The organism is Cupriavidus metallidurans CH34, from assembly GCF_000196015.1.
Taxonomy (GTDB): Bacteria; Pseudomonadota; Gammaproteobacteria; order Burkholderiales; family Burkholderiaceae; genus Cupriavidus; species Cupriavidus metallidurans.
Genome location: NC_007973.1, coordinates 2805142 through 2830772 on the forward strand (window position 1 = coordinate 2805142; position 25631 = coordinate 2830772).

Annotated in this window: 22 protein-coding genes; 12 read left to right on the forward strand and 10 right to left on the reverse strand. The window is 65.5% G+C overall.

Annotated elements, in window-relative coordinates; genetic code table 11:
• Positions 1-39: 39 nt before the first annotated feature.
• The gene (gene gluQRS, locus RMET_RS12970) at positions 40-972 is read left to right on the forward strand and encodes a tRNA glutamyl-Q(34) synthetase GluQRS (RefSeq protein ID WP_011517161.1); all 933 of its coding nucleotides are present in this window, start codon (positions 40-42) and stop codon (positions 970-972) included.
• Here gluQRS and RMET_RS12975 read toward each other — a convergent pair.
• The gene (locus RMET_RS12975) at positions 915-2411 is read right to left on the reverse strand and encodes a DEAD/DEAH box helicase (RefSeq protein WP_029307339.1); all 1497 of its coding nucleotides are present in this window, start codon (positions 2409-2411) and stop codon (positions 915-917) included. The genes gluQRS and RMET_RS12975 overlap by 58 nt on opposite strands.
• 257 nt (positions 2412-2668) lie before the next feature.
• On the opposite strand from RMET_RS12975, the gene RMET_RS12980 reads away from it, so the two are divergent.
• Entirely contained in the window at positions 2669-4276 is a 1608-nt protein-coding gene (locus tag RMET_RS12980; protein WP_029309725.1) for an alkaline phosphatase D family protein, read from the forward strand.
• Between the two features lie 68 nt (positions 4277-4344).
• On the opposite strand, the gene RMET_RS12985 is transcribed toward RMET_RS12980, so the two are convergent.
• The gene (locus RMET_RS12985) at positions 4345-5358 is read right to left on the reverse strand and encodes a Bug family tripartite tricarboxylate transporter substrate binding protein (protein WP_011517164.1); all 1014 of its coding nucleotides are present in this window, start codon (positions 5356-5358) and stop codon (positions 4345-4347) included.
• A gap of 69 nt (positions 5359-5427) precedes the next feature.
• Positions 5428-7071 (reverse strand): acyl CoA:acetate/3-ketoacid CoA transferase, encoded by a 1644-nt coding sequence (locus RMET_RS12990; protein ID WP_011517165.1) that lies wholly within the window; start codon positions 7069-7071, stop codon positions 5428-5430.
• 175 nt (positions 7072-7246) lie between these two features.
• On the opposite strand from RMET_RS12990, the gene RMET_RS12995 reads away from it, so the two are divergent.
• Positions 7247-8035, forward strand: coding sequence for an IclR family transcriptional regulator domain-containing protein (locus RMET_RS12995; protein ID WP_029307337.1), 789 nt, complete (start codon positions 7247-7249; stop codon positions 8033-8035).
• Between the two features lie 189 nt (positions 8036-8224).
• On the opposite strand, the gene RMET_RS13000 is transcribed toward RMET_RS12995, so the two are convergent.
• The gene (locus RMET_RS13000) at positions 8225-8833 is read right to left on the reverse strand and encodes a glutathione S-transferase (RefSeq protein ID WP_011517167.1); all 609 of its coding nucleotides are present in this window, start codon (positions 8831-8833) and stop codon (positions 8225-8227) included.
• Between the two features lie 270 nt (positions 8834-9103).
• On the opposite strand from RMET_RS13000, the gene RMET_RS13005 reads away from it, so the two are divergent.
• The 4 genes from RMET_RS13005 to RMET_RS13020 all read left to right on the forward strand — a co-directional run bounded on the left by RMET_RS13005 (position 9104) and on the right by RMET_RS13020 (position 13225).
• Positions 9104-10087, forward strand: a complete 984-nt coding sequence (locus tag RMET_RS13005) for a 2-keto-3-deoxygluconate permease (protein WP_008649893.1) — start codon at positions 9104-9106, stop codon at positions 10085-10087.
• Entirely contained in the window at positions 10084-11316 is a 1233-nt protein-coding gene (locus RMET_RS13010; protein WP_011517168.1) for a four-carbon acid sugar kinase family protein, read from the forward strand. The genes RMET_RS13005 and RMET_RS13010 overlap by 4 nt, the downstream gene beginning before the upstream one ends.
• A gap of 30 nt (positions 11317-11346) precedes the next feature.
• A complete protein-coding gene (pdxA, locus tag RMET_RS13015) occupies positions 11347-12348 on the forward strand; it encodes a 4-hydroxythreonine-4-phosphate dehydrogenase PdxA (protein WP_011517169.1) in 1002 nt (333 codons plus the stop codon).
• 100 nt (positions 12349-12448) lie between these two features.
• Positions 12449-13225, forward strand: coding sequence for a DeoR/GlpR family DNA-binding transcription regulator (locus RMET_RS13020; RefSeq protein WP_011517170.1), 777 nt, complete (start codon positions 12449-12451; stop codon positions 13223-13225).
• Between the two features lie 39 nt (positions 13226-13264).
• Here RMET_RS13020 and RMET_RS13025 read toward each other — a convergent pair whose 3' ends face one another.
• Positions 13265-13861, reverse strand: coding sequence for a hypothetical protein (locus RMET_RS13025; protein WP_035820460.1), 597 nt, complete (start codon positions 13859-13861; stop codon positions 13265-13267).
• A gap of 240 nt (positions 13862-14101) precedes the next feature.
• Here RMET_RS13025 and RMET_RS13030 point away from each other — a divergent pair, with 240 nt between their 5' ends.
• Positions 14102-15340, forward strand: a complete 1239-nt coding sequence (locus RMET_RS13030) for a glycosyltransferase (RefSeq protein WP_011517172.1) — start codon at positions 14102-14104, stop codon at positions 15338-15340.
• Positions 15341-15457: 117 nt separating this feature from the next.
• Here RMET_RS13030 and RMET_RS13035 read toward each other — a convergent pair whose 3' ends face one another.
• The gene (locus RMET_RS13035; protein ID WP_011517173.1) at positions 15458-16747 is read right to left on the reverse strand and encodes a hypothetical protein; all 1290 of its coding nucleotides are present in this window, start codon (positions 16745-16747) and stop codon (positions 15458-15460) included.
• Between the two features lie 209 nt (positions 16748-16956).
• Between RMET_RS13035 and RMET_RS13040 the strand changes: the two genes are divergently transcribed.
• Together RMET_RS13040 and RMET_RS13045 are read left to right on the forward strand one after the other, a co-directional pair.
• The gene (locus RMET_RS13040) at positions 16957-17214 is read left to right on the forward strand and encodes a hypothetical protein (RefSeq protein WP_011517175.1); all 258 of its coding nucleotides are present in this window, start codon (positions 16957-16959) and stop codon (positions 17212-17214) included.
• A 216-nt stretch (positions 17215-17430) separates the two neighbouring features.
• A complete protein-coding gene (locus RMET_RS13045) occupies positions 17431-18414 on the forward strand; it encodes a Bug family tripartite tricarboxylate transporter substrate binding protein (protein ID WP_011517176.1) in 984 nt (327 codons plus the stop codon).
• A 74-nt stretch (positions 18415-18488) separates the two neighbouring features.
• Here the strand turns inward: RMET_RS13045 and RMET_RS13050 are convergent, their stop codons facing one another.
• From RMET_RS13050 to RMET_RS13065, 4 genes are all read right to left on the reverse strand, one after another.
• Positions 18489-19592, reverse strand: a complete 1104-nt coding sequence (locus RMET_RS13050) for a CaiB/BaiF CoA transferase family protein (RefSeq protein WP_011517177.1) — start codon at positions 19590-19592, stop codon at positions 18489-18491.
• On the reverse strand, positions 19589-21715 hold the full coding sequence (locus tag RMET_RS13055) for an acetate--CoA ligase family protein (protein ID WP_011517178.1): 2127 nt from the start codon (positions 21713-21715) through the stop codon (positions 19589-19591). The genes RMET_RS13050 and RMET_RS13055 overlap by 4 nt, the downstream gene beginning before the upstream one ends.
• A gap of 104 nt (positions 21716-21819) precedes the next feature.
• Positions 21820-22968, reverse strand: coding sequence for an acyl-CoA dehydrogenase family protein (locus tag RMET_RS13060; RefSeq protein WP_011517179.1), 1149 nt, complete (start codon positions 22966-22968; stop codon positions 21820-21822).
• A gap of 108 nt (positions 22969-23076) precedes the next feature.
• Complete coding sequence (locus RMET_RS13065) at positions 23077-23826, reverse strand: IclR family transcriptional regulator (RefSeq protein WP_011517180.1); 750 nt, start codon at positions 23824-23826, stop codon at positions 23077-23079.
• Between the two features lie 233 nt (positions 23827-24059).
• On the opposite strand from RMET_RS13065, the gene RMET_RS13070 reads away from it, so the two are divergent.
• Positions 24060-24464, forward strand: a complete 405-nt coding sequence (locus RMET_RS13070) for a Zn-ribbon domain-containing OB-fold protein (RefSeq protein ID WP_011517181.1) — start codon at positions 24060-24062, stop codon at positions 24462-24464.
• Positions 24461-25609: a thiolase family protein gene (locus tag RMET_RS13075; RefSeq protein WP_011517182.1), complete on the forward strand. Its 1149-nt coding sequence runs from the start codon at positions 24461-24463 to the stop codon at positions 25607-25609. Before RMET_RS13070 ends, RMET_RS13075 begins: the two co-directional genes overlap by 4 nt.
• Positions 25610-25631: the final 22 nt, after the last annotated feature.

Genomic DNA, 25631 nt, shown 5'->3' on the forward strand with positions numbered 1-25631 from the left:
CAGACCGACTGCCACAGAGCGACTGAATCCCGCAGTTCCATGTCACAACGCTACCGGGGCCGCTTCGCGCCCTCCCCCACTGGCCCGCTCCATCTGGGCTCCCTGGTTACCGCGCTGGCGAGTTGGCTGGACGCGCGCGCCCATGGCGGCGACTGGCTGGTGCGGATCGAGGACATCGACTACCCGCGCTGCGTCAGGGACGCCGACAATGACATCCTGCGCACACTCGACGCACTTGGCCTGCACCCCGATGAACCGCCGGTCTGGCAAAGCCGTCGCGAAGGCCTCTACGCGGAGGCGCTGCGCCAGCTCGACGCCGCCGGCTATCTCTATCCGTGCGGCTGCACGCGCAAGGAAATCGCCGATTCGCTCGTGCACGTGCGTGAACGGCATCAGACACTCGGCTACCCGGGCACTTGCCGCAATGGCCTGCATGGCAAGCTGCCACGTGCCTGGCGCGTGCGCGTGCCAGATGGCCCGGCGGCAACGATCTGCTTTGACGACCGCTGGCAAGGCCGCCAATGCCAGAACCTGGAAACGGAACTCGGGGATTTCGTACTGAGACGGGCCGATGGGCTATGGGCCTATCAGCTTGCGGTTGTGGTCGATGACGCCGCGCAGGGCATCACGCATATCGTGCGTGGAGCGGACCTGCTGGATTCGACACCGCGACAGATCCACCTCGAGCATTTGCTGGGCTTGCCGACGCCGGACTATCTGCACGTGCCGGTGGTGGTCAACGCAGTCGGAGAGAAATTGAGCAAGCAGAGCGGCGCGCAAGCGCTCGATGCTTCGGCGCCGCTCGATGCGCTCCGCACTGCGGGAACGCATCTTGGCATCGTGAACCAGGAGACGACCGTGGCCGCCTGGCTGGCGACCGCTACCGGTCAGTGGCTGGAACGGCTACGCGCCGTTCAGGACTTGCGCGGCACGCCGCCGAGCAGCGCGGCCACGGGGCGCTTGGGCGCCTGACGTCCACGCGTCAGCGCGGCGGCCAGTTGTTCCTCGGTCTTCGGTGCCGGCGTGTAGCTGCCCGACGGCTCGTACGGACGCGAGAAGAACGGATCGTCCGACGGACGGAACGCCTGGCGACCATTCGGCTCGGTACGGCGGCGGCGCTGCTGCTCCTCGCCCTCGCCATTGTCGCGAACGCGGCGAACTTCCGTACGCGCGCGGCGACGATCGCTGTCTTCCTGACGCGCACGCTCGCCGGTCGGATCGAAGCCGTCCAGCGAGCCGCGTGGAATGCTGCGCTTGATCAGCTTCTCGATGTCGGCCAGCAGACGGTCGTCATTGCCCGGCACGAAGATCGAAAGCGCGTCGCCGCTGGCGCCAGCACGGCCTGTGCGGCCGATGCGGTGCACGTAGTCTTCGGCACTGAACGGCAGGTCGAAGTTGATCACGCAGGGCATGGCGGGAATGTCCAAACCACGGGCCGCCACATCGGTGGCCACCAGCGCGTCGATCGTGCCATTCTTGAAACCGTCGAGCGTCTGCATACGCTCGGTCTGCGTCTTGTCGCCGTGAATCGCGGCGGCGTTGATGCCCTCGCGCTCCAGATGACGCGCCAGACGCGAGCAACCAATCTTGCTATTGACGAAAACGATGCACTGGCGCGACTGTTGTTCGTTGGCGCGCTGCTTGAGCAGATGCACCACGGCGGCCTGCTTGTGGCCATCCTGCACCTGATACACCACCTGACGCACGTTCTCGTTGGTCGAGTTGCTGCGCGCCACTTCGATCGTCACCGGCTGCTTCAGGTAGCTGGAGGCCAGCTTCTTGATTTCGGGCGAGAACGTGGCCGAGAACAGCAGCGTCTGGCGCTGCGCCGGCAGCAGGTTAATGATGCGCTGCAGGTCGGGCAGGAAGCCCATGTCGAGCATGCGGTCGGCTTCGTCGAGCACCAGCATCTGCACCTGCGACAGGTTCACCGACTTCTGCTGCACGTGATCGAGCAGACGGCCCGGCGTGGCCACGAGGATTTCCACGCCACGGCGCAGCGCATCGGTCTGCGGGTTCATGTCGACGCCACCGAAGACCACCGTGCTGCGCAGATCAGTGTGCTTGGCATACCGGGCGACGTTGTCGTAGACCTGATCGGCCAGTTCGCGCGTCGGCGTCAGCATCAGCGCGCGCACCGGGTGACGCGCCGGAGAGGCACTCGCGTTGGCGAGCGGCAGCAGACGCTGAATGATCGGTAGCGCGAAACCAGCGGTCTTGCCGGTGCCCGTCTGCGCGGCGCCCATCACATCCTTGCCCAGCAACACCACGGGAATCGCCTGCGCCTGAATCGGCGTCGGCTTGGTGTAACCCTGTTCGGTCAAGGCGCGCAGAATGCGCGGATCCAGCCCGAAGCTTTCGAACGTCTGCTCTGCTGCTGGGGCCTGGTCTTGTGTGGTTGTCATCGTCATGGTTGAGGTGTCTGTGCAGGGCGCGAAGCCGTCGCAATCGGACACGCGTCTGGAACTGAGACCGGACAAAGGGTGAATTGCCCGGAAAATCAAAGACTTGGATTCTACCATTACTGCCCGGGCGCGGTCATCCCGGACGCTAGCCAGTATCGGCGCCTGCGATGTCAACAACATGTCACATCCACGCGCGACGATGTTGCCCCGGCTCAAGCGCCGACCATACAACCCAGACAAAGCGTTCCACCACGGACTCCACCATGACCACCACCCCGCTCGCCGAGCCCAGCGATCTGACCCGACGCAGGTTCCTGCGCACTTCCCGGCGCTTTCTGGGCCTGGGCGCCAGTCTGGCGCTGGTGGGACCGGCGGTGCTCGCGGCCCCGGCCGTGGTGTCGAGCGGACGCCCGAACACGCCCGACGGCATCCAGCTTGGCGATCCGTCGGATGACGGGCTGGTGGTCTGGGCACGCGCCGAGCGTCAGTCGCGCATGGTGGTCGAATACGCCGCCGAGCCGGGTTTCCGCAATCCGATGCGCATTTCGGGCCCGCTGGCGACCAGTGAAGCCGACTTCACCGCCCGCACCGTGCTGACCGGCCTGCTGCCGGGTCAGCAATACCACGTGCGCGTCGCATTCGAGAACCCCGAGCAACGCCGTGGCATGGGCGCCTGGACGGAGGGTTCGTTCCGCACCCCGTCCCAGCAGGCCGATCGCCCGATCCGCTTCGTCTGGTCGGGCGATACGGTCGGCCAGGGCTGGGGCATCAACCCCGACCTCGGCGGGATGCGCATCTATGAAGCGATGCGCCAGCGCAACCCGGACTTCTTCATCCACAGCGGCGACACAATCTACGCGGACAGCCCGATCACGGCCGAGCAGAAAGCCGAGGATGGCCGCATCTGGCGCAACCTGGTGACGGAGGAAGTCAGCAAGGTCGCCGAGACGCTGAAGGAGTTCCGCGGCCGTCATCGCTACAACATGATGGACACCAACGTGCGCCGCTTTGCGAGCCAGGTCCCGCAAATCTGGCAGTGGGACGACCACGAGATCACCAACAACTGGTCAGACTCGAAGGATCTCTCCGGCGACGCGCGCTACACGGAAAAAGACGTGCGCGTGCTGGTGGCGCGCGGCAGCCGCGCCTTCCTGGAAAACGCGCCGATGCGCTGGCACCGCCAGGGGCTGGCCGAGCGCGTGCATCGCAAGATCGGCTACGGACCACTGCTCGACGTGTTCGTGCTCGACATGCGCAGTTTCCGCGGTCCAAATGGATATAACCGCGAGACGACCGAAAGCGCGGCCACGGCATTCCTCGGCAATGCGCAACTCGAATGGCTGGTGGCGGAACTGATGGCATCGCAGGCCACCTGGAAGGTCATCGCCGCTGATATGCCGATCGGCCTCGGCGTGCCCGATGGCAAGGACGCACAGGGGCGTCCGCGCTGGGAAGCCATCGCCAACGGCGACGGTCCGGCGCTGGGACGCGAACTGGAAACCGCCCGACTGCTCACGCGCATCCGACAGGCTGGCATCAAGAACGTGGTGTGGGTGACGGCGGACGTGCACTACTGCGCCGCCCACCACTACTCGCCGGAACGCGCGGTGTACAAGGATTTCGATCCGTTCTGGGAATTCGTGGCCGGCCCGCTCAATGCAGGCAGCTTCGGCCCGAACCCGCTCGACAACACGTTCGGGCCGCATGTCGCATTCCAGAAGGCACCCACCGCGCAGAACATGTCGCCGTTTGCCGGCTATCAGTTCTTCGGCGAGGTCAACATCGACCCCGCCTCGCGCGCGCTGACCGTCGATCTGCGTGACCTGAACGGCGTGTCCCAGTATTCGCAGATGCTGCAGGCGCAGGCCTGAGCGTCCTCGCGAAGCCGCCGACCGAAACACCGGGCGGCGGTGTCAATCACCGGTATCAATCGCCGCTATCAATCGCTCTTGATACCGTTGTCCTGAATGACCTTGCCCCACTTCGCGTAGTCATTGCGCATACGCGTGGCGAACTGGTCGGAAGGCAGGTACGAGGCCACAGTGCCGGCGCCCAGCATCTTCTGCTCGACGGTCGGATCGGCCAGCGCCCCCTTGAGCGCGGCCGACAGCTTCGCCACGATCTCCTTGGACGTGCCGGCCGGCGCCAGCAAGCCACCCCACGACGCGGCATCGAATCCCGGGAAGCCCTGCTCCGCCACGGTCTTCACCTCGGGCGCGAAGCTCACGCGCTTGCTCGACCCCACCGCGATTGCACGCAGCTTGCCCGCCTTGATGTGCGGCAGCGCGGCAATCATGTCCGAGAACATCATCGGCACTTGTCCCGCCAGCACATCGGACATGGCCGGCGCGCTGCCCTTGTACGGCACGTGCTGCACGTCGAAGTGACCGAGGTTCTTCAGAAGCTCCGTCGACAGATGGCCGAAGCTGCCATTGCCCGCGCTGGTGTAGTTCATCTGGCCGGGGTTGGCCTTGGCCTTTGCGATGTACTGCTGCAGGTTGGTCACATCGGGCAGCGCGTGCGGATTGACCACCATCACGATCGGCAGCTCATATGCGTTACCGATAGGCGCGAAGTCCTTGAAGATGTCGTAGCCCTTGCGCGGCAGCAGATACGGCGCCAGCAGCGTCGGCGTGGCCAGCATCACGATCGTGTAGCCATCAGGCGTGGCCTTGGCCACGGTCTCGGTGCCGATGGTGCCTGATGCGCCCGGACGATTGTCGATGACGATCGGCTGCTTGAGCGTCTCGCTCATCTTCTGGCCGATGATGCGCGCAGCGGTATCGGTGGGACCACCGGCCGGGAACGGCACAACCAGCCGGATCGGCTTGTCCGGGTAGTTTGCCTGGGCCTGCGCCGTGGCAGGAACGAACGGCAGCAGTGCCGCCACGGCGAGCGTGGACAGCGCCAGGCGGCGATGGGTACGTTGATGACGGTGACTACGGTATTGCACGTTGCTTCCTCCAATTGCTGCCGGCGAACAGGACACGCCGGCCTGCTTTTTCGTTTTTGAGAATCCGTTTCAGAGCTTCATGACGCCGGGCCGGAACAACCGCGCGTCCATCAGGCGCAGGTCATCGGCCACGGCGACCGGCGTGGCGCATTGATCGAGCACGTCGCGTTGCAGGTCCACGCCGGGGGCGATCTCGACCAGCGTCAGGCGAGCATCGCCCTGCGCGTCAGCGCGCATTTCGAACACGGCACGTTCGGTGATGTAGAGCACAGGCACACCGAGCGACGCCACATACGGGCCGTTGAAGCTCAGGTGCGATACCTCGGGCACGATCTTCTTCACACGACCCTCGCGCGCGATCCGCAACTGGTCCTGCTCGACCCGTACCTCGAGGCCGCCGGCTGTCAGCGTGCCCATGAACACCACGGCGCGTGCGCTCTGGGTGATGTTGATAAAGCCGCCAACGCCAGCGATCAACGCGCCCTCGCCTTCCCCGAACTTGCTCACGTTGACGTTGCCGTGCCCGTCGAGTTCGGCCAGACCGAGAATCGCAAGGTCGATGCCGCCGCCTTCGTAGAAGTCGAACTGCGCGGGCTGGTCGACCACCGCTTCGGGATAGGCCGACGCGCCGAAGCTCAGTCCATCCGCCGGCGTGCCGCCGATCGGACCGGCTTCCACGGTCAGCGTGAAACCGCCCAGGCCGGCCTGATGCGCCAGCGCGCCAACCGCGGCGGGCATCCCGACACCCAGGTTCACCACGCGCGGTTTGCGTGCCGCAAGCTCCATGACGGCGCGCCGCTGCACAATCGTGCGCGCATCGAGTTGCGCCGACGCATCTGGCAACACCTCGGCTTCCTTCGCCCGCTCCGCGGCCTCGGCGGCTTCACCGCGCCACGGCCTGACATAGGCTTCGTTGTAGGCCTCGGCAAACGTCATCAGGTGATGCCCTGGCTGTTCACTGACCACCACGTAGTCCACCAGAATGCCCGGCACGTGGATGGCCTGCAGGGTCTCGTGGTAGTCGACCACCGACTCCACCTGGGCGATCACGATGCCGCCCGAGTTGTGCGCGGCTTGCGCCATCGCCAGCAGTTCGTGGTGGAAGGCCTCGCGATGCGTGCTGAGATTGCCGCGCGTGTCGGACGCCGTGCAGCGGATCAGCGCGCAATCGATGCGGAAGCTCGGATAGAACAGATATTCGTCGCCACGGAAGTCGACCGCCTCTACCCAGTTCGCCGTACCGGCGGCAATGGCATCGCGGGCACGCTGGTTGACCGCGCCACCGTGGTAACGCGCGTCCTTCTCGACACGAGGATCGACGAACGTATGCAGACCGATCTTGGTCAGTACGCCGGGCTTGCCGCCTGCGATGGCCCGATAGAGGTGCGTGAGCACGCCCTGTGGCAGGTTGAAGCCTTCGCACTGCTCGGTCATCGCCAGCGTGGCCAGCCGCGTGGCGGAGCGCCAGTGACCGCCGACGACCGCGCGGGTCATGCCGACGTTACCGAAATGGTTCACACCACGGGCGCCCCGGTCGCCCTGCCCGGCCGAATACACCAGCGTCAGGTCTCGTGGCAGGGCCTCGCGCAAGAAGCGCTGCTCGAGCGCCTCGGTCACCCCTTCGGCGTGCCCCGCCCCGACAAACCCGGCGCTAGCCACGGTCCAGCCGCTCTGCACGAGCGCGGCCGCCTGCGCGGTGGTGATCACCTTCATCGCTGTCTCCTGGTTCTTCTGGTTTTTTCTGGCGTTTCCGGACTGTCCTGCCATCGTGGTTTTCGCCGAACCACGTTTTGCGAACATTTGTTCGGAAAACGCATATCATACGGATCGGCAGCCCGGACGCAAGCCCGGTTTGACCCTCGGATACCTTTCATTGATTTCCACGCCAATGCCTGACGACCACGCTCCGGAGATCCCGAAGAAGGAAGAACTGCTCGACTCGCTGACCAAGGGGCTTGCCCTGTTGCGGCTGTACGCCAGCGGCGTGGAGCGTCTGACGATGCAGGAGGTGGCGGACGAACTCGACGTCACCCGCGCGGCCGCGCGCCGGCTGCTGCTGACGCTGGCGCACAACGGCTACCTGGCCCAGGAAGGCCGGCAGTTCGCCCTGACACCAAAAGTGATGGATCTGGGCTACGCGTACTTTGCGTCGATGAACCTGCCGCAACTGGCCCGGCCCTACTTGCAGGCACTCTGCGCCGAAGTCGGCGAAAGCTGCTCGGTCGGGATGCTCGACCAGGAATCCGTGGTGCTGGTCGCGCGCGAGGAACCCAGCCAGCTACTGCGCGTGGACATGGCGATCGGGCGCCGGATGCCGGCATATGCACACTCGCTCGGCCGCGTGCTGCTGGCGGGGCTCGACGCCGAAGCGCTCGACGCCTATCTCGCGCAAGCTGAACTCAGGCAACTGACGCCATTCACGATCAGTTCGCGCCCCGCGCTGGCGCGCAAGCTCGAAGCGGTGCGCGCCGACGGCTTCTGCACGTTGATCAGTGAATTGGCGGATGGCTTCGCCGGCATCTCGGTGCCGCTGCATGACCAGACCGGCAAGACCGCGGCTGGCCTCGGTTTGAGCATGGTGCTGGGCAGCCGCGATCAGGCTTATCTCGAGAAACACTACCTGCCGCCTCTGCGACGCACGGCGGCGCAGATCGAGTCCATCCTGAAAGCACGCTGACGGCACACTGCCCACGCGCAAACGCCCCGAAAGGAAAAAGCCCCGCTGGCCGGGGAGGTCGCGGGGCTGAAGTGGTAGCGGGGCAAGGATCCAGTCGCCCCAAGGGCTATCTTGGTGGAAGACCTGCGGCTCGGCATCACCCGAATGTGGGGAAAAGCGTGGGGTAACGCACCTAACTTCCGCGAAAAATCATGCGTGCGGCAGATCCTGGAACGGAGCGAACCGTTCGACCGCCGACGTGAACGCCGCCAGCACCGGATGCCGCGCTGGGTCGACCTTTCCGGGCAACATGGCCTGCGTGAACGTCCAGACCACGGCAGCAGTCAGCCCTACCTGATCGAGCGCGCGGGCGTCGGCCGGCACCGGCATCTTGGCGATCTCCTGCTCCAGCAGTTCAAACGCGGCCGCGCGCTGGCCGTCGATCCGTTCCAGCCAGGGCTCATGCTGCTTGGCCTCGGGCCGAAGGTTGTGCTCGTAGACGTTCTGGACAACCTTTTCGCAGGCCGCCAACGCCAGGCCAATCGTGCGCAGCGCGTGCTGGCGATCCGCCAGACCCGCGGGCATCAGGCTGCGGCCAGCCAGCGTTTCCGCGTAGTCGATGATCAGCGTCGAATCCATCAGCACAACGCCGTTATCGCAAACCAGCGACGGCGCCTTGACCACCGGGTTGATCGCGCGGAACTGGTCGAAGGTACGGAATACCGAAACCGATTCATGCGTGAACGGCAGGTCGAGCAGGCGCAGCGCGATGGCGACGCGGCGTACGTAGGGAGAATCGAGCATCCCGATCAGTCTCATTTCCTTGGCTCCGGTGGCTGGGTGACGCGGAGATTTCCGCGCCGGGACGCATACGATAGCGCAGCCCAGACGCACATGCAGCGTGCCGCACGTGACAGCCCATGACCGCGTCACTCAAGTAACCTAATGATCATTTCGATCACTTCAATGATTGAACTAGTCAAAAAATCGCATTTCCCCTACACTCCGCACCTGAATTGATCGATTCAATCAATTCATTGATCAAAACACACAGGCTGCCGCGCACCCCAGGCGCGGCTGGAGACGAACATGCAGATTCATATCAAGCGCGCCATCGAGCGCGTGCCGGGCGGCATGATGATCGTGCCGTTGCTGATCGGTTCACTGGTTGCCACCTTCGCGCCTGACGGCCCGAAGTTCTTCGGGTCATTCACTAACGCGCTGTTCACCGGCGCTCTGCCGATCCTGGCGGTGTTCTATGTCTGCATGGGCGCCAGCATCAACATCAAGGCCACCCCATACATCGTCAAGAAAGGCGGCGTGCTGTTCGCCACCAAGGTAGGCACGGCGATGCTGCTGGGCGTGATCCTCGGCCACTTCCTCGGCGAGTCGCCGATCAGCGCGGGCATGTTCGCCGGCCTCTCCACGCTGGCCGTGGTGGCCGCGATGAACGACACCAACGGCGGCTTGTACATGGCGCTGATGGGTCAGTACGGCCGGCCCGAGGACGTCGGCGCCTACTCGATCATGTCGCTGGAATCGGGTCCGTTCCTGACCATGGTGACGCTGGGCGTGGCTGGTCTTTCGGCATTCCCCTGGCCGACACTGGTTGGCAGTATCCTGCCGCTGATGCTGGGCATGCTGCTCGGTAACCTCGATCGCGAGATGCGCGACTTCCTCAGCAAGGCCGTTCCCGTGATGATTCCGTTCTTCGCGCTGGCGCTGGGCGCGGGCCTCGATCTGCACAAGGTCTGGCAGGCCGGCATGCTCGGCCTCGGCCTGGGTGTGGCAGTGGTGGTGGTCACCGGCTTCGCGCTGTATATCGCGGACCGCCTGAGCGGCGGCACGGGTGTGGCGGGCGTTGCGGCGGCAAGCACCGCGGGCAATGCCGCGGCGGTACCCACGCTGGTGGCGGCAGCCAACCCCGCCTATACCGAAGCAGCCAAGAGCGCCACGATCCTGGTGGCCGCATGTGTGGTCGTGACCGCCGTGCTGACGCCGCTGGTCACCGCATTCGTGGCACGCCGGGTAGCCAATCGCACCAGCGCGGCCGTGGCCAGGACCACCGCATGACCTGGCTGATCATCGCCGACGACCTGTCCGGCGCCGCTGACTGCGCAATCGGCTTTGCCGCGCACGGCGCGCGCGCGGTGGTCACACTCGACGTGGCCGATTCCGTCGGCATCGCCGATGCAGAAATCGTGGCGGCTGATGTCGATAGCCGCCGCATGACGCCCGAAGATGCCACCACGAGCAACATCGACGCCTGGCATCGCGGCGACGGCCGGCACCGGCGGCTGTACAAGAAAATCGACTCGACCCTGCGCGGTAACTGGGCCGCCGAAACGGTGGCATTGCAACCGCTGGCGGGGCTGGCGATCATCGCGCCAGCGTTCCCCGCGACAGGGCGCACCACACGCGGCGGCCGTATGTTCGTCAACGGCCAGCCATTGGAAGACACCGACATCTGGCGCCTGGAAGGCCTGAACGGTCACGCTGACATGGTGGCGCTGCTCGCCGCGCGCGGACTGGCCACGGCGCTACTGCCGCTCGACGTCGTTCGGGCAGGCGCGCCGGCCGTGCTCGCCGAGTTGCGTGCGCGACAGGCGGACGGCATCGCGGCCGTTGTCTGCGACGCCGAAACCGAACAGGATCTCGTGACCCTGGCCGACGCCTCGAATCAGCTCGACACGCCGGCGTACTGGGTCGGCTCCGGCGGACTGGCGCGCTCGCTGTCCACCGTGGCGCAGGTCACGCGCGCGGAGACGACATCTCCGGTCACGTATCACCAGGGACCGGTGCTGACGATGGTCGGCAGCATGTCGGGCATTTCCGGCAAGCAAGCCGCCTACCTGTGCGAGCGGGCGCGAATGGAAGCCCTGGTCGTGGCGCCGCAGACGCTACGCGATGGCCCGGGCCATCCTGCATGGACCACCACGCGGCAATCGATCACGAACTGCCTGAGCGCCGGCCGCGACCTGCTGCTCAGCATCGGCCGCGACGATGCATTCGACCCGGCCGAAGGGCCGCGGCTGTCGACCGCGCTCGCGCAACTGGCTCTGCCCTCCTTCGAACATGTTGGCGGATTGATCGCCACCGGCGGCGAAACCGCGCGCGCCATGCTCGGCGCGGCCGGTATTGCGGCGCTGGCATTGCGGCACGAGGTCGAACCCGGCGTGCCGCTGTCCGACACCATTGAATCCCTCCCTGGCGCGCCGGCGCGCCGCGTGGCCACCAAGGCCGGTGCATTCGGCACCGAAGCTGCGTTGTGGCTGGCGTGGCAAGCCATGCGCCAGAACTGAACCGCCCCACGAAACGGGATAAAGACAAACATGAGCGACTACATTCCTGTCATCGGCATCACGATGGGTGATGCCACGGGCATCGGGCCCGAAGTCATCGTCAAGAGCCTGGCCCACGAAACCGTCTACGCCCAATGCCGCCCGCTGGTTATCGGCGATGCGCGCCGTCTCGAGCAGGCAGGCAGGCTCGTCAACTCGGCACTCAAGATCCGCGCGATCCAGTCGCCCGAGGAAGCACGCTTCGAGCCGGGCACGATCGATTGCATCGACCTGGGCCTGATCCCCGAAGACCTGCCGTTCGGCAAACTGTCTGCCGTGGCGGGCGACGCGGCGTTCCGCTACATCGAGCGCGCGGTCAGACTGGCGCAGGAAGAAAAGATCGATGCGATCTGCACCGCGCCGCTGAACAAGGAAGCCCTGCACGCGGGCGGCCACAAGTTTCCGGGCCACACCGAGATGCTGGCGCACCTGACCGGCACGCCCGAAGTCTCGATGATGCTCGTCGCGCCGAAGCTGCGCGTGATTCACGTCACCACGCACATCGGCCTGCTTGATGCCATCCGCAAGATCGAACCCGGTCTGGTACAGCGCACGATCGAGCGCGGCCAGGTGACGCTGCAGCGCGCGGGCATCGCTGCCCCGCGCATCGGCGTCTGCGGCATCAACCCGCACGCTGGCGAGAACGGCCTGTTCGGTCACGGCGAGGAAGAGCAGAAGATCATTCCGGCCGTGGAAGCGCTGCGCGCGCGCGGCTGGGACGTGGAAGGCCCGCTGCCGGCCGATACACTGTTCTACCGCGCCGGCCGTGGCGATTTCGACCTCGTGGTGGCCATGTATCACGATCAGGGCCATGGCCCGGTCAAGGTGCTTGGCCTGGAAGCCGGCGTGAACATCACCGTGGGCCTGCCAGTCATCCGCACGTCGGTGGACCACGGCACCGCGTTCGACATCGCCGGCAAGGGCATCGCCGACGAACGCAGCCTGCTGGAAGCATTGCGCCAGGGCGCGGAGCTGGCTACCCGCCGCGCGTGAGCAGGACGGCGGCCCTGCCGCCCTGCCACACAGCTTGAGCCAGCCACCGCTGCGGTAAGATCGGGGATCGTTTTCGATCCCCTTTTCTCTTTTCCCATCCATGAAAGCCGCCGACCGCCGCCGCGCCATCCTCGAACTCGTACTGTCCGGCGAGGATGCCAACGTTGAACGGTTGACCAGCAACCTCGGCGTATCCGAAGCAACGGTGCGCCGCGACCTCACCGCGCTGGCACGCGAAGGGCGCATCGTACGCACCTACGGCGGTGCCGCACCGCTGATGCAGATCGGCGGACACGAACCCGAGGCTTCGCTCGAGGAACGCAAGGCACTGCAACGCGACCAGAAAGAGTCGATCGCGCGCATGGCGGCGACCTTTGTCGACGACGGTGATGCCGTGCTGCTCGATAGCGGCACCACGGCGGCCGCGCTGGCCCGGATGCTCGCCGCGCGTTCAGACCTGCATGTCTACACGACGAACCTGCTCGTGGTCACCGCCCTGGTCGGCCTGCCCGAAGTCCGCGTCACGCTGATCGGCGGCGATGTGCGGCCGTCGAGCATGGGCACGTTCGGCCCGCTGGCACAGTTGGCGCTGTCGCGCATCAGCGTCGACAAGGCATTCCTGGGCGCCGACGGTGTCGTGGCTGGCGTGGGCCTGTGCGAGGCCAGCGCCGAACAGGCTTATCTGAAGGAATGCATCATCCGGCAGGCCGCCGAGATCTTCGTGCTGGCCGACTCGACCAAGCTGGGCCGCGCCCGCCAGCAGCACTGGACCCCACTGGAACGCGGATGGACGCTGGTGACGGATGGCGACGCCACCGCCGACCAGCTCGAACCGTTCCGCGCACTGAAGCAGGTGCGCGTGGCGGTCGCGAATTAGCATCGCGCCACCCGCGCTTACGCATCTGCCCTGCGGCGCTCAGCCGCGACGATGCCCGTTGTGCTTGTCGTGGTAGATCTGGCCGCTGGCATGGTTCTCGGCACGATTGATCGAGCGTTGTTCCCCTGCCCCGACATGGCCGTTACGCCCTGCGCGCGCTTCCGCGTGATCGACATGCGCCTGGCCACGCTCGAGTTGCGCCGTCTCCCGGTTGGTCAGCGAGCCATTCTCCACACCATTGCGGACACGCGTCTCCTGGTTGATATTGCGCTGAACGTCGGCCTGCATCCGCTGTGACGACACGCTGTCGGGGTTGCCGACCTTGCCGTTGTGCGTGTCACGCGAAATATCCTGGCTCACGCGGTTCTGCGCGTTCTGGATGCGTGCCTGCTCCTGCGGCGAAAGCCTGCCGTTCTGCAGCGAATTGGCTTCCATGCGATCGACCTTCGACTCCTGCTTCTCCAGGCTCGACGCCTCTCGCGTGGTCAGCGTGCCCGACTTCAGGCCATTCTCGATGCGCTGCTGCTGGTTGACGTCACGCTGGGTGTCGTAGGTCACCGCGCCGGTTTGCGCGCTGGCGATACCCGAGAGGGTGGCTGCGATCAGGCCAGCAAGAAGAACGGAATTGCGCTTCATGATTGATTCCTCCACATACGTTGTCAGGGTGTTCGGGCCGTCGTTTCTGATGGGGACGTCGCCCTTGCCTGCATTAATGCGGCAACTCCGCAGGCAGACGACGCCCGGTCTGTAAGCTGTGTTACGGCGCATTTCGCGCAGCGTGACGAACGACTGCATGTCCGTTCGTGCAGACAAGGTCCTCGCAACCATGAATGCCATAATCGCCTCTCACAGGGCCGTACGACGCAAAGGTGAACGATGAAGCTGGCTGTGGTGACCTATGGAACCGAAGGCGACACGCGCCCGCTCGCGGCGCTTGCCCGGGCGTTGATCGACGCGGGTCATGAGGTGCATCTGCTGGCTGATGCCTCGACGCTGCATTCGGCCGAGGCACTCGACGTCCCGGCCTCTGCACTCACGGGCGATATCCGCAAGGCGCTGGCGCCGGGGCAGGCACTGTCAAACGCGGTCTATCGCACGGGCGGATTCCAGGACACGAGTCGTGCGTTGGCTGCCATCGCCAATGCCAGCACGCCGGCCTGGATGCGCGAGGTCGCCGAGGCATCGGAGGGTTGCGATGCGTTGATCATCTCCGGGCTGACCGCCTTTGTCGGCCTTTCCGTGGCCGAGTATCGCGGCATCCCAGCCATCGGTACCGGACTGATCCCCATCACGCCGACCGCGGACTTCGCTTCGCCCTTCCTGCCACCGGGCAAGGTGCCGCGATGGCTCAATCGCGCCAGCCACCGCCTGGTGAACGAACTGCTCTGGCAGGCATTCAAGAAATCCACCAACGCCGCGCGGGCCGATGTCTGCGGCCTGCCCGCACGCAAGCATGTCTGGAGCGATCATCCGATGCTCTACGGCGTGTCGCCAAGCCTGCTGCCACGCCCACGGGACTGGGCTGCGAACGCATCCGTCTGCGGGCAATGGAGCGCCGCAGCGACCCACTGGATGCCGCCTCCAGCGCTCGAGGCATTCCTCGCGGCGGGCGAAGCGCCCATCTACATCGGCTTCGGCAGCATGGCCGGGTTCGATCATGCGGCAACGACCGATGCGCTGATCACTGCCATCGCTGGCCGGCGCGCGCTGTTCTATCCGGGCTGGAGCGGCATTGATGGGGCGTCATTGCCGAAGAACTTCTTCGTCGTGGGCGAGACCCCGCATCATTGGCTCTTCCCCCGGACGTCGATGGCGATTCATCACGCCGGATCGGGTACCTCGCATTCGGCGGCGCGGGCCGGCATACCGTCGGTGGCGGTGCCGTTCGCGGGCGATCAGTTCTTCTGGGCGCAGCGGCTACGGGACGCCGGCGTGGCCGGCGATCCGGTTCCAGGCAAACGGCTGCGGGCTTCCATGCTGGCGCAGGCGATTGCATTCGCACAACGGCCAGAGGTGCGTGATCGCGCCCGGGCACTTGGCGAACGCATGGCGCAGGAGGATGGATTGGTTGCGGCTGTTGGCACCATCGAACGTCTGGTAGCGGCCAGTCTGTGATCCGGCCCCGCGCGCTACGTCCAGCCCGATGCCGGCGATTGCCAATAGCGTGCAGCGGGACACGACGTCCCGCTGCACGCATGATGACCGCGGTATCCAGCAGCGGTCATCATCAGGCTATAGCGAACACGCGAGGTTGACCGAGAGACCGCCCCAGCCCGTTGCCTGGTTGTTGTCGAGCTGTACCTGCAGCTTGTCGCCATGTGCTATCGCACCTGCCGGAGCCTGCACGCTGCAGTTCTGCTGACCATTGCTGATCTTGCAATTCAACCCGCTGACCGGTGCGTACGTCGCGGAAGCGCCAGAGCCCGTGACCTTGAACACAGCCAGGTTCAACACGCCCGTAGGTTTGCCAAGCGTCGTGGCCGTCAGGCTAACGCTTTTACAGTCGTACGGGATCGTGACACCAAAATCGCTCGGCAAGGCCACCGCGCCGCCGTCGCCAGTCATGACATACGCGCCACGGCTCAAGGTGTCGGGCACGTTGAAGTTGCCGCTGTAGACGGTGCCGGTGGTCATGGTGATACCGGTGCCAGGCCACTTGCCCCCCGTCTTGGGACCGTAGAGGGTGAACGTTGTGGTATCGAGATAGAAGTCGCCGTCGACCCCGATGCTGTCGGACGGAGCGCCGCTCCCGGACAGGATGTGGCCGCCGGTGTCGGAACCGCTGCCCGCACCAGTGCCAGTACCGCTGCCGCTGCCGCTGGAACCCTGGTTGATCAGCGATACGCCCGCCGGCCAGACGCCATTGGCCTTCGGCCCGTAGATCGTCCAGGTACTGGTGTCGAGATAGAAGTCGCCATTGTTGCCAATGGTGTTGCCGGGAGCGCCGCTGCCAGACAGCACGGCGCTGCCGTTGGTGCCAGGCGCGCCGGGGTTTCCGCTCGGGCCAGCCGGCCCCACCAGCGAAGTACCCGGTGGCCACGTGCCATTGGCCTTGGGCCCGAACAACGTGGACGTTGCGGTGTTGATGTAAAAGTCCCCGTTATTGCCAACGCTGTCGGTCGGGTCGACCGAGCCAGAAAGAATGGTGTTGCCGGCTGCGCCGGTATTTCCGGTGGCGCCCGCCGCGCCCTTGGTGCCATTCACACCTGCGGGCCCCGCCAGAGACACGCCCGTCGGCCACACGCCATTGGCCTTGGGCCCAAAGATCATCCAGGTGGCGGTATTGATATAGAAGTCCCCATCGTTGCCGACATTCGGACCAGGATCCGTGATGCCTGACAGAAGCGTATTGCGCTGGACGGTCGGAGACTGCGTTGTCGGCGTGGTCGGCGTGGTCGCCTGCGTTCCCGTGCTCGAGGTGGTGGCACTCGTTGGCGTGGAATCGCCCCCTCCTCCGCAACCCGCCAACGCGATGGTCAGGCAAGCAAAGGACACTGCAGTCAGCTTCGCAGGATATGTCATACGGCTCCCCCTTGTTCTGATTTCCCTGTACGCGTTGTTCGATGGCTCGCCATGAGCGCGACAACCGTATGGCTACCGTATCCCCTGGCGTTACGTTGGAAAATCAACTGATCGTATGAGGCGCGGAGGGGTAGACTGACGTCCAGGTGGGTTGGCTACCGGACGTCTTGGTGGGCGACTTCGTCGCTTGATTTTGGGGAGGCAGGCAAATGACGAACATCTGTAGAAAGCTCGGCGCGCTGGTCATTGCGATGGTTGTCATCCCGGCGCCGGGATTGGCTGGCGCCACGGAGCAGGCGCAACAACGCCGCGCTGGTCGCGACGTCCGCCAGGACACCCGCCAGGGCTCGCGCGACACCAAACAGGATTGCCGCGCAGCGAATCAGAAGAGCAACTCGCAATGCCGGCAGGACAAGCGGGACACCAAGCAGCAAGGGCGACAGACCGCCCGCGACATCAAGTACTGAAAGACTGAACACACCCGTTTCTGACCAGTCAGGGGCTCCGGCACGACCGCAGCCCCCGGCCCTCCTTTTGCCGGCGTGACCTGAAGCCGGAAGATCCCCCGCGACGCCCAACCACACGGTCTCTTGCCCGGATCGGGGGATTTCTCGTTTGTCTTTTCTGCGATTGGCTGTATAGTTCTTCGACATATCGTAATACATAACCAGAAGGAGACAATCATGAACAGGAGTTTCCGAGTCCGGCTGCGACCGCTGCTGGCAACGCTGGCACTAGCGCCGGCGCTTTCATTCGCGCAAGACAAGTTCCCGAGCAGGCCTATCACCTGGATCGTGCCGTTCACCCCGGGAGGCATCACCGATACGGCATCGCGCACCATCGCCAAGAAGATGTCGGAAACGTTGAAGCAGTCGGTGGTGGTGGAAAACCGCCCCGGTGCGGGCGGCATGGTCGGCACGGAAGTGGCGGCCCGCGCGCCGGCCGACGGCTACACGTGGATATACGGTACGCAGGGCACGATGGCGGCCAACCTGGCGCTGTACAGCAAGGTGCGCTACGACCCGTTGAAGGATTTCGCCCCGGTCCACGCGCTCTCCGAAACTTCCACGATCATGGTCGTGAACGCCTCGCGCCCGTACAAGACGGTCAAGGAGCTGGTGGAGTACGCGAAGCAGCATCCGGGCAAGGTCAACTTCGGTTCGGCGGGCGCCGGCACCGGCACGCATCTGAGCGCAGAGTTGTTCCAGGCCAGCGCCGGCATAAAGCTGACCCACATTCCTTACAAGGGCAGCTCGCCGGCCATCAACGACCTGCTGGGCGGCACGGTGGACGTGATGTTCGACTATCCCAGCATCGTGCTGCCGTTTATCCAGAGCGGCAAGCTGCGCGCGCTCGCCACGACCGGCAAGGATCGCCTGGAGCTGCTGCCGAACGTGCCCACCATTGCCGAATCGGGATTCGCCATGGCGCAGGCCAGCAGCTGGTCCGGCATCCTGGTGCCAGCCGGCACACCGCCTCAGACCGTGGCGCTGATTTCGAAGGCAACGGAGGAAGCGCTGCGCGACCCCGAGGTACGCAAGTCGATCGAGCCTTACGGCAGCATGCCGATGTACGGTCTCTCCGAAGCCAAGTTCGGCAGCTTCATCCAGGCCGAAATCGTGAAGTGGGGGGATGTGGTCAAGAAGTCCGGCGCCAAGCTGGACTGACCATCGGGGCATCAGCAAGGACATCATCGTGGGGCGCGGGCAAGGCCTGCGCCCCACGTGACGTCAGGCCATGTTCAGGCCATGCCTTCCAGCGTCACGGGGAATCCGGGCAGCGGCCCGTCTTCCGTCTCCGTGATCCGCGCACCCGATCTGTGACGGGCTTGCGCGACAGCCTCCACCGCATCCAGCACCGGGAACACCGGCAGGTCCGCATTCGCCAGCCGCGCCATCAGCGTATCGGCGTCATACTCCGCCACGCGCTCGGCTAGGCGCGCATTGATCGTCTCCGCATTCGCGGTCCTCGCGGCGTGGTCCACGCAACACGCATCATTGGCGGCAAACAGACCCAGCACGTCATTCAGACCTCGCCAGAAATGCTCTTCCAGCGCGGCGATGGTCAGATAGCGACCATCCCTGCAACGGAACACGCCATAGGCTGGCTTACCGCCCAGCATCGCTCGCTGTGCGTCAGCCGTAGTTGCGGCCTTCTGGCGGAACAGCCCCAGCCTTGGCGCCATCCAGTGCAGAACGCTATCGGCGAGCGCCGCATCCAGATACTGGCCTCGTCCACTCCCTGTGCGCTGGTAGAGCGCGGCCAGCAGCGCGGATAGCGCCATGGAGGCCCCGGCCAGATCCGCGATCGGCAGCATGGCTTGGTGCACCGGAGGACCACCGGGCGTGCCCGTCAGCGACAGCGCGCCCGCCGCAGCAAGATAGTTGATGTCGTGCCCTGGCAGCAGCGCATGGGGACCGTCCTGTCCAAACCCGGTCAGCGACAGGTAGATCAGCCGGGGAAACTGCTCGCGGAGGCTCTCGTAGTCCAGCCCGAGCCGACGCATCGCGCCCGGGCGATAGGACTCGATCAGGATGTCCGCCTGCGCGATCTGCGCCCGCACCTCGGCCAGTCCGCTGTCGCTCTTCAAGTCGCAATACAGGCTGTGTTTGCCACGGTTGAGCGCTGCGAACAGCCCCGGCGCCAGACGCCGGGCATTGTCGCCGTGCGGTGGGCGCTCGATCTTCACCACCTCGGCACCCATCTCGAGGAGCGTCTGCGTCAGGAACGGGCCGGGGAGCAGTTCGGTCAGGTCGACGACGCGCACGCCCGCGAGTGGCGGCGCTGCGGCTGCATTCGCCGCAGGGGCCGCGGGGGCCGCAAGGGTGGCACCGGACGTGCTCATTTTCCACCCTCCCCTTGCTCCATCACGATCACCGCATCGAGCGGCAATGCGCCCTCTCCCGCAACGCCGACCCATACCGGATTCAGATCCATCTCGACCAGATGGTCACCATGCGCGACGACAAAGTCCGACACTTTCACCAGCAGCGCAGTCAGCGCGGCGATGTCGCGCCGTGGCTTGCCTCGCGCGCCATCGAGCAGCGGGAAGCAGCGCACCTCGCGAATCATGGCCTCGGCCTCCGTGGCCGACAGCGGTAGCATCCGGCGCGATACGTCCTTGAAGACTTCCACGTAGATCCCGCCGAGACCGAAGGTCAGGATGTGGCCGAACACCGGATCGCGCGACACGCCAATCAGGATCTCCAGTCCACCCGGCGCGGCCATGTGTTCCAACAGAATCCCGTCGATACGCGCATCGGGCATATTGCGCTTGACCGACGTGTGAATGCTCTCCCATGCCGCTTCGAGTCCCGCATCATCGTGAATGCCGACCACCACACCGCCGACATCCGACTTGTGCTGAATCTGCTCGCTCACCACCTTGGCCACCAGCGGATACCCCACCTCGCGCGCCAGCAAACGCGCCTGCGCCAGCGTGGCCGCCACGCGGGACACCGGAATAGCGATGCCGGCCGCACGCAGCATCGCCTTGCCCTCGGGCTCTGACAGGGCCCGCGTCGGCACATCGGCGACGGGCCGCGCTGCAGTCTGCATCAGCGGCTTGAAGTCGATATCGGCGCGGGCGCGCCAGTCCGCGTAACCCATCCAGCGCTCCACGGCCTTGACCGCCTTGCTGATGCTGCGCACGGGCGCCAGGCCTGCATCGGCAAACACCTTGTAGGCCCCGCCCTGACGCTCGCTCATCCAGATCGGCAACATCGGCACCGGACTCTCTTTCTGCACGTCGGCCGTGATATCGGCAGCGAGCTTGGTGATGTCGCCATACTCGAGCGCCTGCGGCAAAAGTACCAGCGACACGCTCGGGTCATTGCAGACCGCCTGCAGGCACGTGCGCGCCAGCTCCGGCTTTGCCATCACCGCGGTGGTGGTGTCGATGGGGTTGTCGATTGCGGCATACGACGGCAGCGCGTCGCGCAGCACGGCAAGCGTCTCCGGCGCGAACTCCGCCAGTTTCAATCCGGCATTGCCGACCATGTCGGCGCACAGTGCCGCCGTGCCGCCCGATCCCGAATAGATGGCCAGCGCGCCGCCCTGACGCGGCATGCCGCGCGCGAACAGCCAGGCGGTGTCGATCAATTCGTCGATGTCATCCACCTCCACCACGCCAAGCTGCGCGAACACGGCGCTGTTGACCTCCGCCGAGCCGGTGATCGACGCCGTGTGCGACTGCGCCGCCTTGCGGCCGTACTCGGAGCGTCCCACCTTCAGCACCACCACCGGCTTGCCCTTGCGCGCCGCGTGCTGCACGGCGGCGACGAACTTGCGGCCATCGTTGACGCCTTCGAGCAGCGTGGCGATGACCTTGATATCCGGCGCGTCGGCCATGTAGTGGATGAAGTCGCTCACCTGCAAATCGACCTCGTTGCCGCTGGAACTCCAGAGCGCCACGCCGATGCCACGGTCCATCGCCTGCAGCACATTGCGGCCCAGGCCGCCACCCTGCGTGGCCAGCCCGACCGGCCCGCCGCGAAGATCGTGCCGGAACGATGGCGAGAACGTGAAGCCGAGACGCTCCGTGATATTGGTCAGGCCCGGGCAATTCGGTCCGTAGATGCGCATGCCCGTGCGCGCCACGATCTCCTTCATGGTCTGCTCGGCGGCCTTGCCTTCCTCGCCGGCTTCGCCGAAGCCCGAGGTCAGAATAATCGCGAAGCGCACCCCTTTCTCGCCGCATTGTTCAAGCACCGCGAGCACGTGCTCGGCGGGCACCGCTACCAGAGCGGTGTCGGGCACTGACGGCAGCGAGGCCACATCGGGCCATGCCTTGCGCCCTGCCACTTCCGGCTTGGTCGCGTTGACCAGATAGACGTCGCCTTTGAAGTCGGAATGGTCCATCAGATTCTCGAGTGCGCGCGCGCCAATGCTGCCGCTGCGGTCGCTGGCCCCAACCAGGGCGATGGAACGCGGGCTGACGAGCCGCGACAGGTCTTGGTATGTCTCCATATTTGTTCTCTCGATGCGGAAGTCTGTGGAGCCCGATGAAGCGCCGATGTGCTGACGCACTGGTTCACCGCTACGCCGGGCGGAAAAGGTGACAGCTGTGCCGATCAGGCAATCGCCGACATGCCCAGAATCTCGCGACCGACGATCAAGGTCTGCACCTCCGTGGTCCCCTCGGGAATGGTGCCGCCGCGCGTGTCGCGGAAGATGCGTTCGATCGGATAATCGGTGGCGTAACCCAGACCGCCATGCACCTGCAGCGCCATGCTGGCTACTTCGTGCGCGGCCTCGGTCGCATACAGCTTGGCGATCGACGCTGAGACACGCGTGTCCTCGCCACGGTCGAGTGCCATCGCGGCGCGATACCCGAGCGCGCGAGCGGCTTCCACCCGGATCGTCATGTCCACGATCATCTTCTGCACGAGCTGAAAGCTGCCGATGGCACGACCGAACTGCGTGCGCGTCTTGGCGTAGTCCGTAGCCAGATCGAGCGCGCACTGCGCCGCGCCCACAGCGCCCATCGCGATATTGACGCGCGCGCCATCCAGGCCCTGCAGCATACGCTTGAGCGCGCCGCCTTCCTCGCCGAGCAGGTTCTCGCGCGGCACACGCACGTTGTCGAAACCGAGCTCGGCGGTGCCGGTACTGCGCAGCACCATGGTGTCCACGCGACGCACCTCGTAGGGGCTGACCTCGCGCTCCACCAGGAACGTCGACAGCTGGCCTTCGCAGTTGTCGCTATAGGTGCGCGCCACCACGATGCCGAAGTCGGCAAACGCGCCGTTGGTGATCCAGAGCTTGCGGCCGTTGAGCACGTAGTGGTCGCCCTTCAGGTCGGCGCGCGTCTGGATCTGCGCGATATTGGAACCGGTGCCAGGCTCGCTGATCGCTGTGAACACCTTGCGCTCGCAGGCCAGCAACGGATCGAGGAAACGGGTCTTCTGGTCCGGCGTGCCGACTGCGGCAAGCTTGGCGATCGGGCCGTTAGTGATGTTCAGGATGGTGCGCAGCGAAAGCCAGGCATAGCCGGCCTCTTCCATCATCATCGCCCAAGTGAGCTGGTCCAGCCCCATCCCGCCCTGTTCCTCTGACAGGCGCCCGCCGATGTAGCCGAACTGCGCCAGCCCCTTCAAGATCTCGAACGGAAAGGTCTTCTCCTGATCATGCCGGCTGATCAGCGGAGCAACCTCCGCCTGCATGAATCGGCGAATGTTGTCGCGCAGCAGTCGCTGCTCTGGCGTGGCTTCGAAAAACATGGATGTCTCCTGTAATAGTCCGGTTGGGAAATGCATCCGGCGCCAGCGGCATCATCGCCAGGCACCGTCGAAACAAAGCCGGCCACAGGAGCGGTCCCATGTGCCGGCCTAATCCTTCTGGGCGGTCGGGAAAACCAGATCCCGCGCTGCCTCGATCACCTCCAGGTACTCGTCCTTGCGGCGATTGAATCGTTCGGTGGGGCCCGCCAACGAGATCGCGAACGGCTCGTCGCCGATCCGCCCGGCCACCGCGATGGCCGTCACCCCTTCTCCTCCCTCGTCCTCGACCCACGCCCAGCCGCGCTCGCGCACTTCGGCGACCTGCTTTTCCAGCGCGACCGGATTGACTTCCGTCTTCGGCCCCAGCTTGGGCAGCGCGCGCAGGCGCAACTGCCGCGCGGCGTCTTCCGGCGGCAGCACCGCCAGCAACGCCTTGCCGAGCGCCGTGGCGTGCAAGGCCAGGCGCTTGCCAACGCGCAGTACGTAACGCAGTTCGTAGCGACTTTCCTGGAAGCCAGTCACCCGCACGTAGGCGCCATCCAGCCGGCCGCATAGCGAGGTCTCGCCCGTCTTGCCAGTGAGGAACTCCGTGGCCTCGGCCGCCACGGCGGCCAGCGGATCGTTGCCCGCAATGGCCTCGCAGATCGAATGGAGCCGCATCGTGGGATAGAAGCGGCGCGTGCGCGCGGTACGCATCAGGTACCCCGTCTCGGTCAGCGTATGCAGCAGGTCCGAGCAACTGCTCTCCGGCAGGTCGAGCAGGCGCGCAAGTTCCGAATTGGAGAGCTCGCGCTTCTCGCGCGAGAACACCTCGAAGACGGCAAGGCTGCGCGCGGCAGCAGGAACAAAGCTAGGCATGGGTTCTCCGAAATCTCGTATTGAAAGGGCAACATCCGCCCAAACCGCACAGTCTACGAGATTTCGTACGCGTTTCCGTGTTTGACAGGTGACATGACTACGATATACTGGATACTAATCCGACCTATCGTAGTTGTGCAAGATAAAGATCGGCCGATGGCACCCGCGACGGCGCGTCGACGTACAAGGCACCCGCGCACCGATGGGCAAACAGACACTGAAGAGGAGACACGATGCAGACTGCGGAATCCCGCTCGCCTGAAACACAAGCAGCGCCAAGCCTGGCCGTCCTGCGCTGCGGCGCATGTGGCAAGCCCACCTATCCCGCTTCCGCCTATGGCTGCCAGTACTGCGGCGCCGAGCCCGAGCGCGGCACGGTGGAACAAATGCCGGCGCGAGGCACGCTGCGCAATTACGTGACTGTCCATGCGCCGCTGGTGCGCGACATGCCGCCGCCGTTCGTCGTCGGCGAGGTCGACTTTGCGGAAGGCATTCGCGAAGAGGTCCTGCTCGACGTCGCCAGCGAAGCGGAGCTGGCCCCGGGCATGACGGTTCAGGGCGTGATCCGCGCCGACGCTCCGTGCGGCGACCGCTATCCGCTGCGCTTCGTACCCGCCAGCCAGGAGGTGCAACGATGAACCGCCTGCTGCAGCAAACCTCGGTCTATGTCATCGGCGTCGGCCTGCATCCGTACCAGTTCGCGTCGGATACCCCTTATGTCAGCCTCGGTCTGCGTGCGATGCGCGAGGCGCTGTCGGACGCCGGCATCGCCTGGCCCGAGGTGCAGAGCGCCTACGTGGGCACCTCGGCAATCGGCATGGCAACGGGACGCGTGATGTTCCGCCACCTGGGCTCTACCGGCCTGGCCGTGACACAGGTGGAAAGCGCCTCGGCATCGGGCTGCTCGGCGTTCCGCCAGGCGTGCCTGGAAGTGGCAAGCGGCGTCTCGGACGTGGTGGTGGCAATCGGCGTCGACAAGTTCGGCGATGGCCGCAAGGCGGCCGACAAGGACGGCCTGCCGCACCTTGCGCCCACCGCGACCATGCCGCCCGTGAAGTTCGCGCTGATGGCGCATGAATACCTGCGCCAGCACGGGCTGAAGCCCGAAGCGATGGCGCGCGTCGCGGTAAAGAACCATGGCAACGCTGCGCTCAACCCATATGCGCAGTTCCGCAAGGCTCGTACGCTCGAGCAGGTCATGGCTTCGCCCAAGGTGGTGGGTGACCTGACGGTGCAGCAGTGCTGCCCGCGTGGCGATGGCGCCGCAGCCGTGATCGTGGTGTCCGAGGCCGCGATCAAGCGGCTCGGCCTGGACAAGCGCCGCGCCGTGCGCGTGCTGGCATCGGTGGCGAACAGCGAAGAACTGGAACACGGCGATTCGTCTGCAGCCGTCGACATGGTGCGCAAGTCCACCGCGATGGCGTACGAGCAGGCCGGCGTCGGCCCCCGCGACCTGAACCTGGTGGAGTTGCACGAGGCCTTTTCGATCGAGGAATTGGTCTACACCGAAGCGATGGACCTGTGCGCGCCCGGAGAAGGCGCGGCATGGCTCGAACGCGGCGCTTCCGCCATTGGCGGCGAATGCGCGGTCAATGCTTCGGGTGGCCTGCTCGGCATGGGCCACCCGACCGGCCCGACCGGCATCGGGCAGATCGCCGAAATCACGCGCCAGATTCGCGGCGAGGCACACGGACGGCAGCACCCCGGCGCACGCCTGGGGCTCGCCCACATGATCGGGCTCGGCTCGGTGGCCTTCGCGCACATCCTGGCAGCATCGCACTGACCGTGCGGATGCGCCTGCCGCG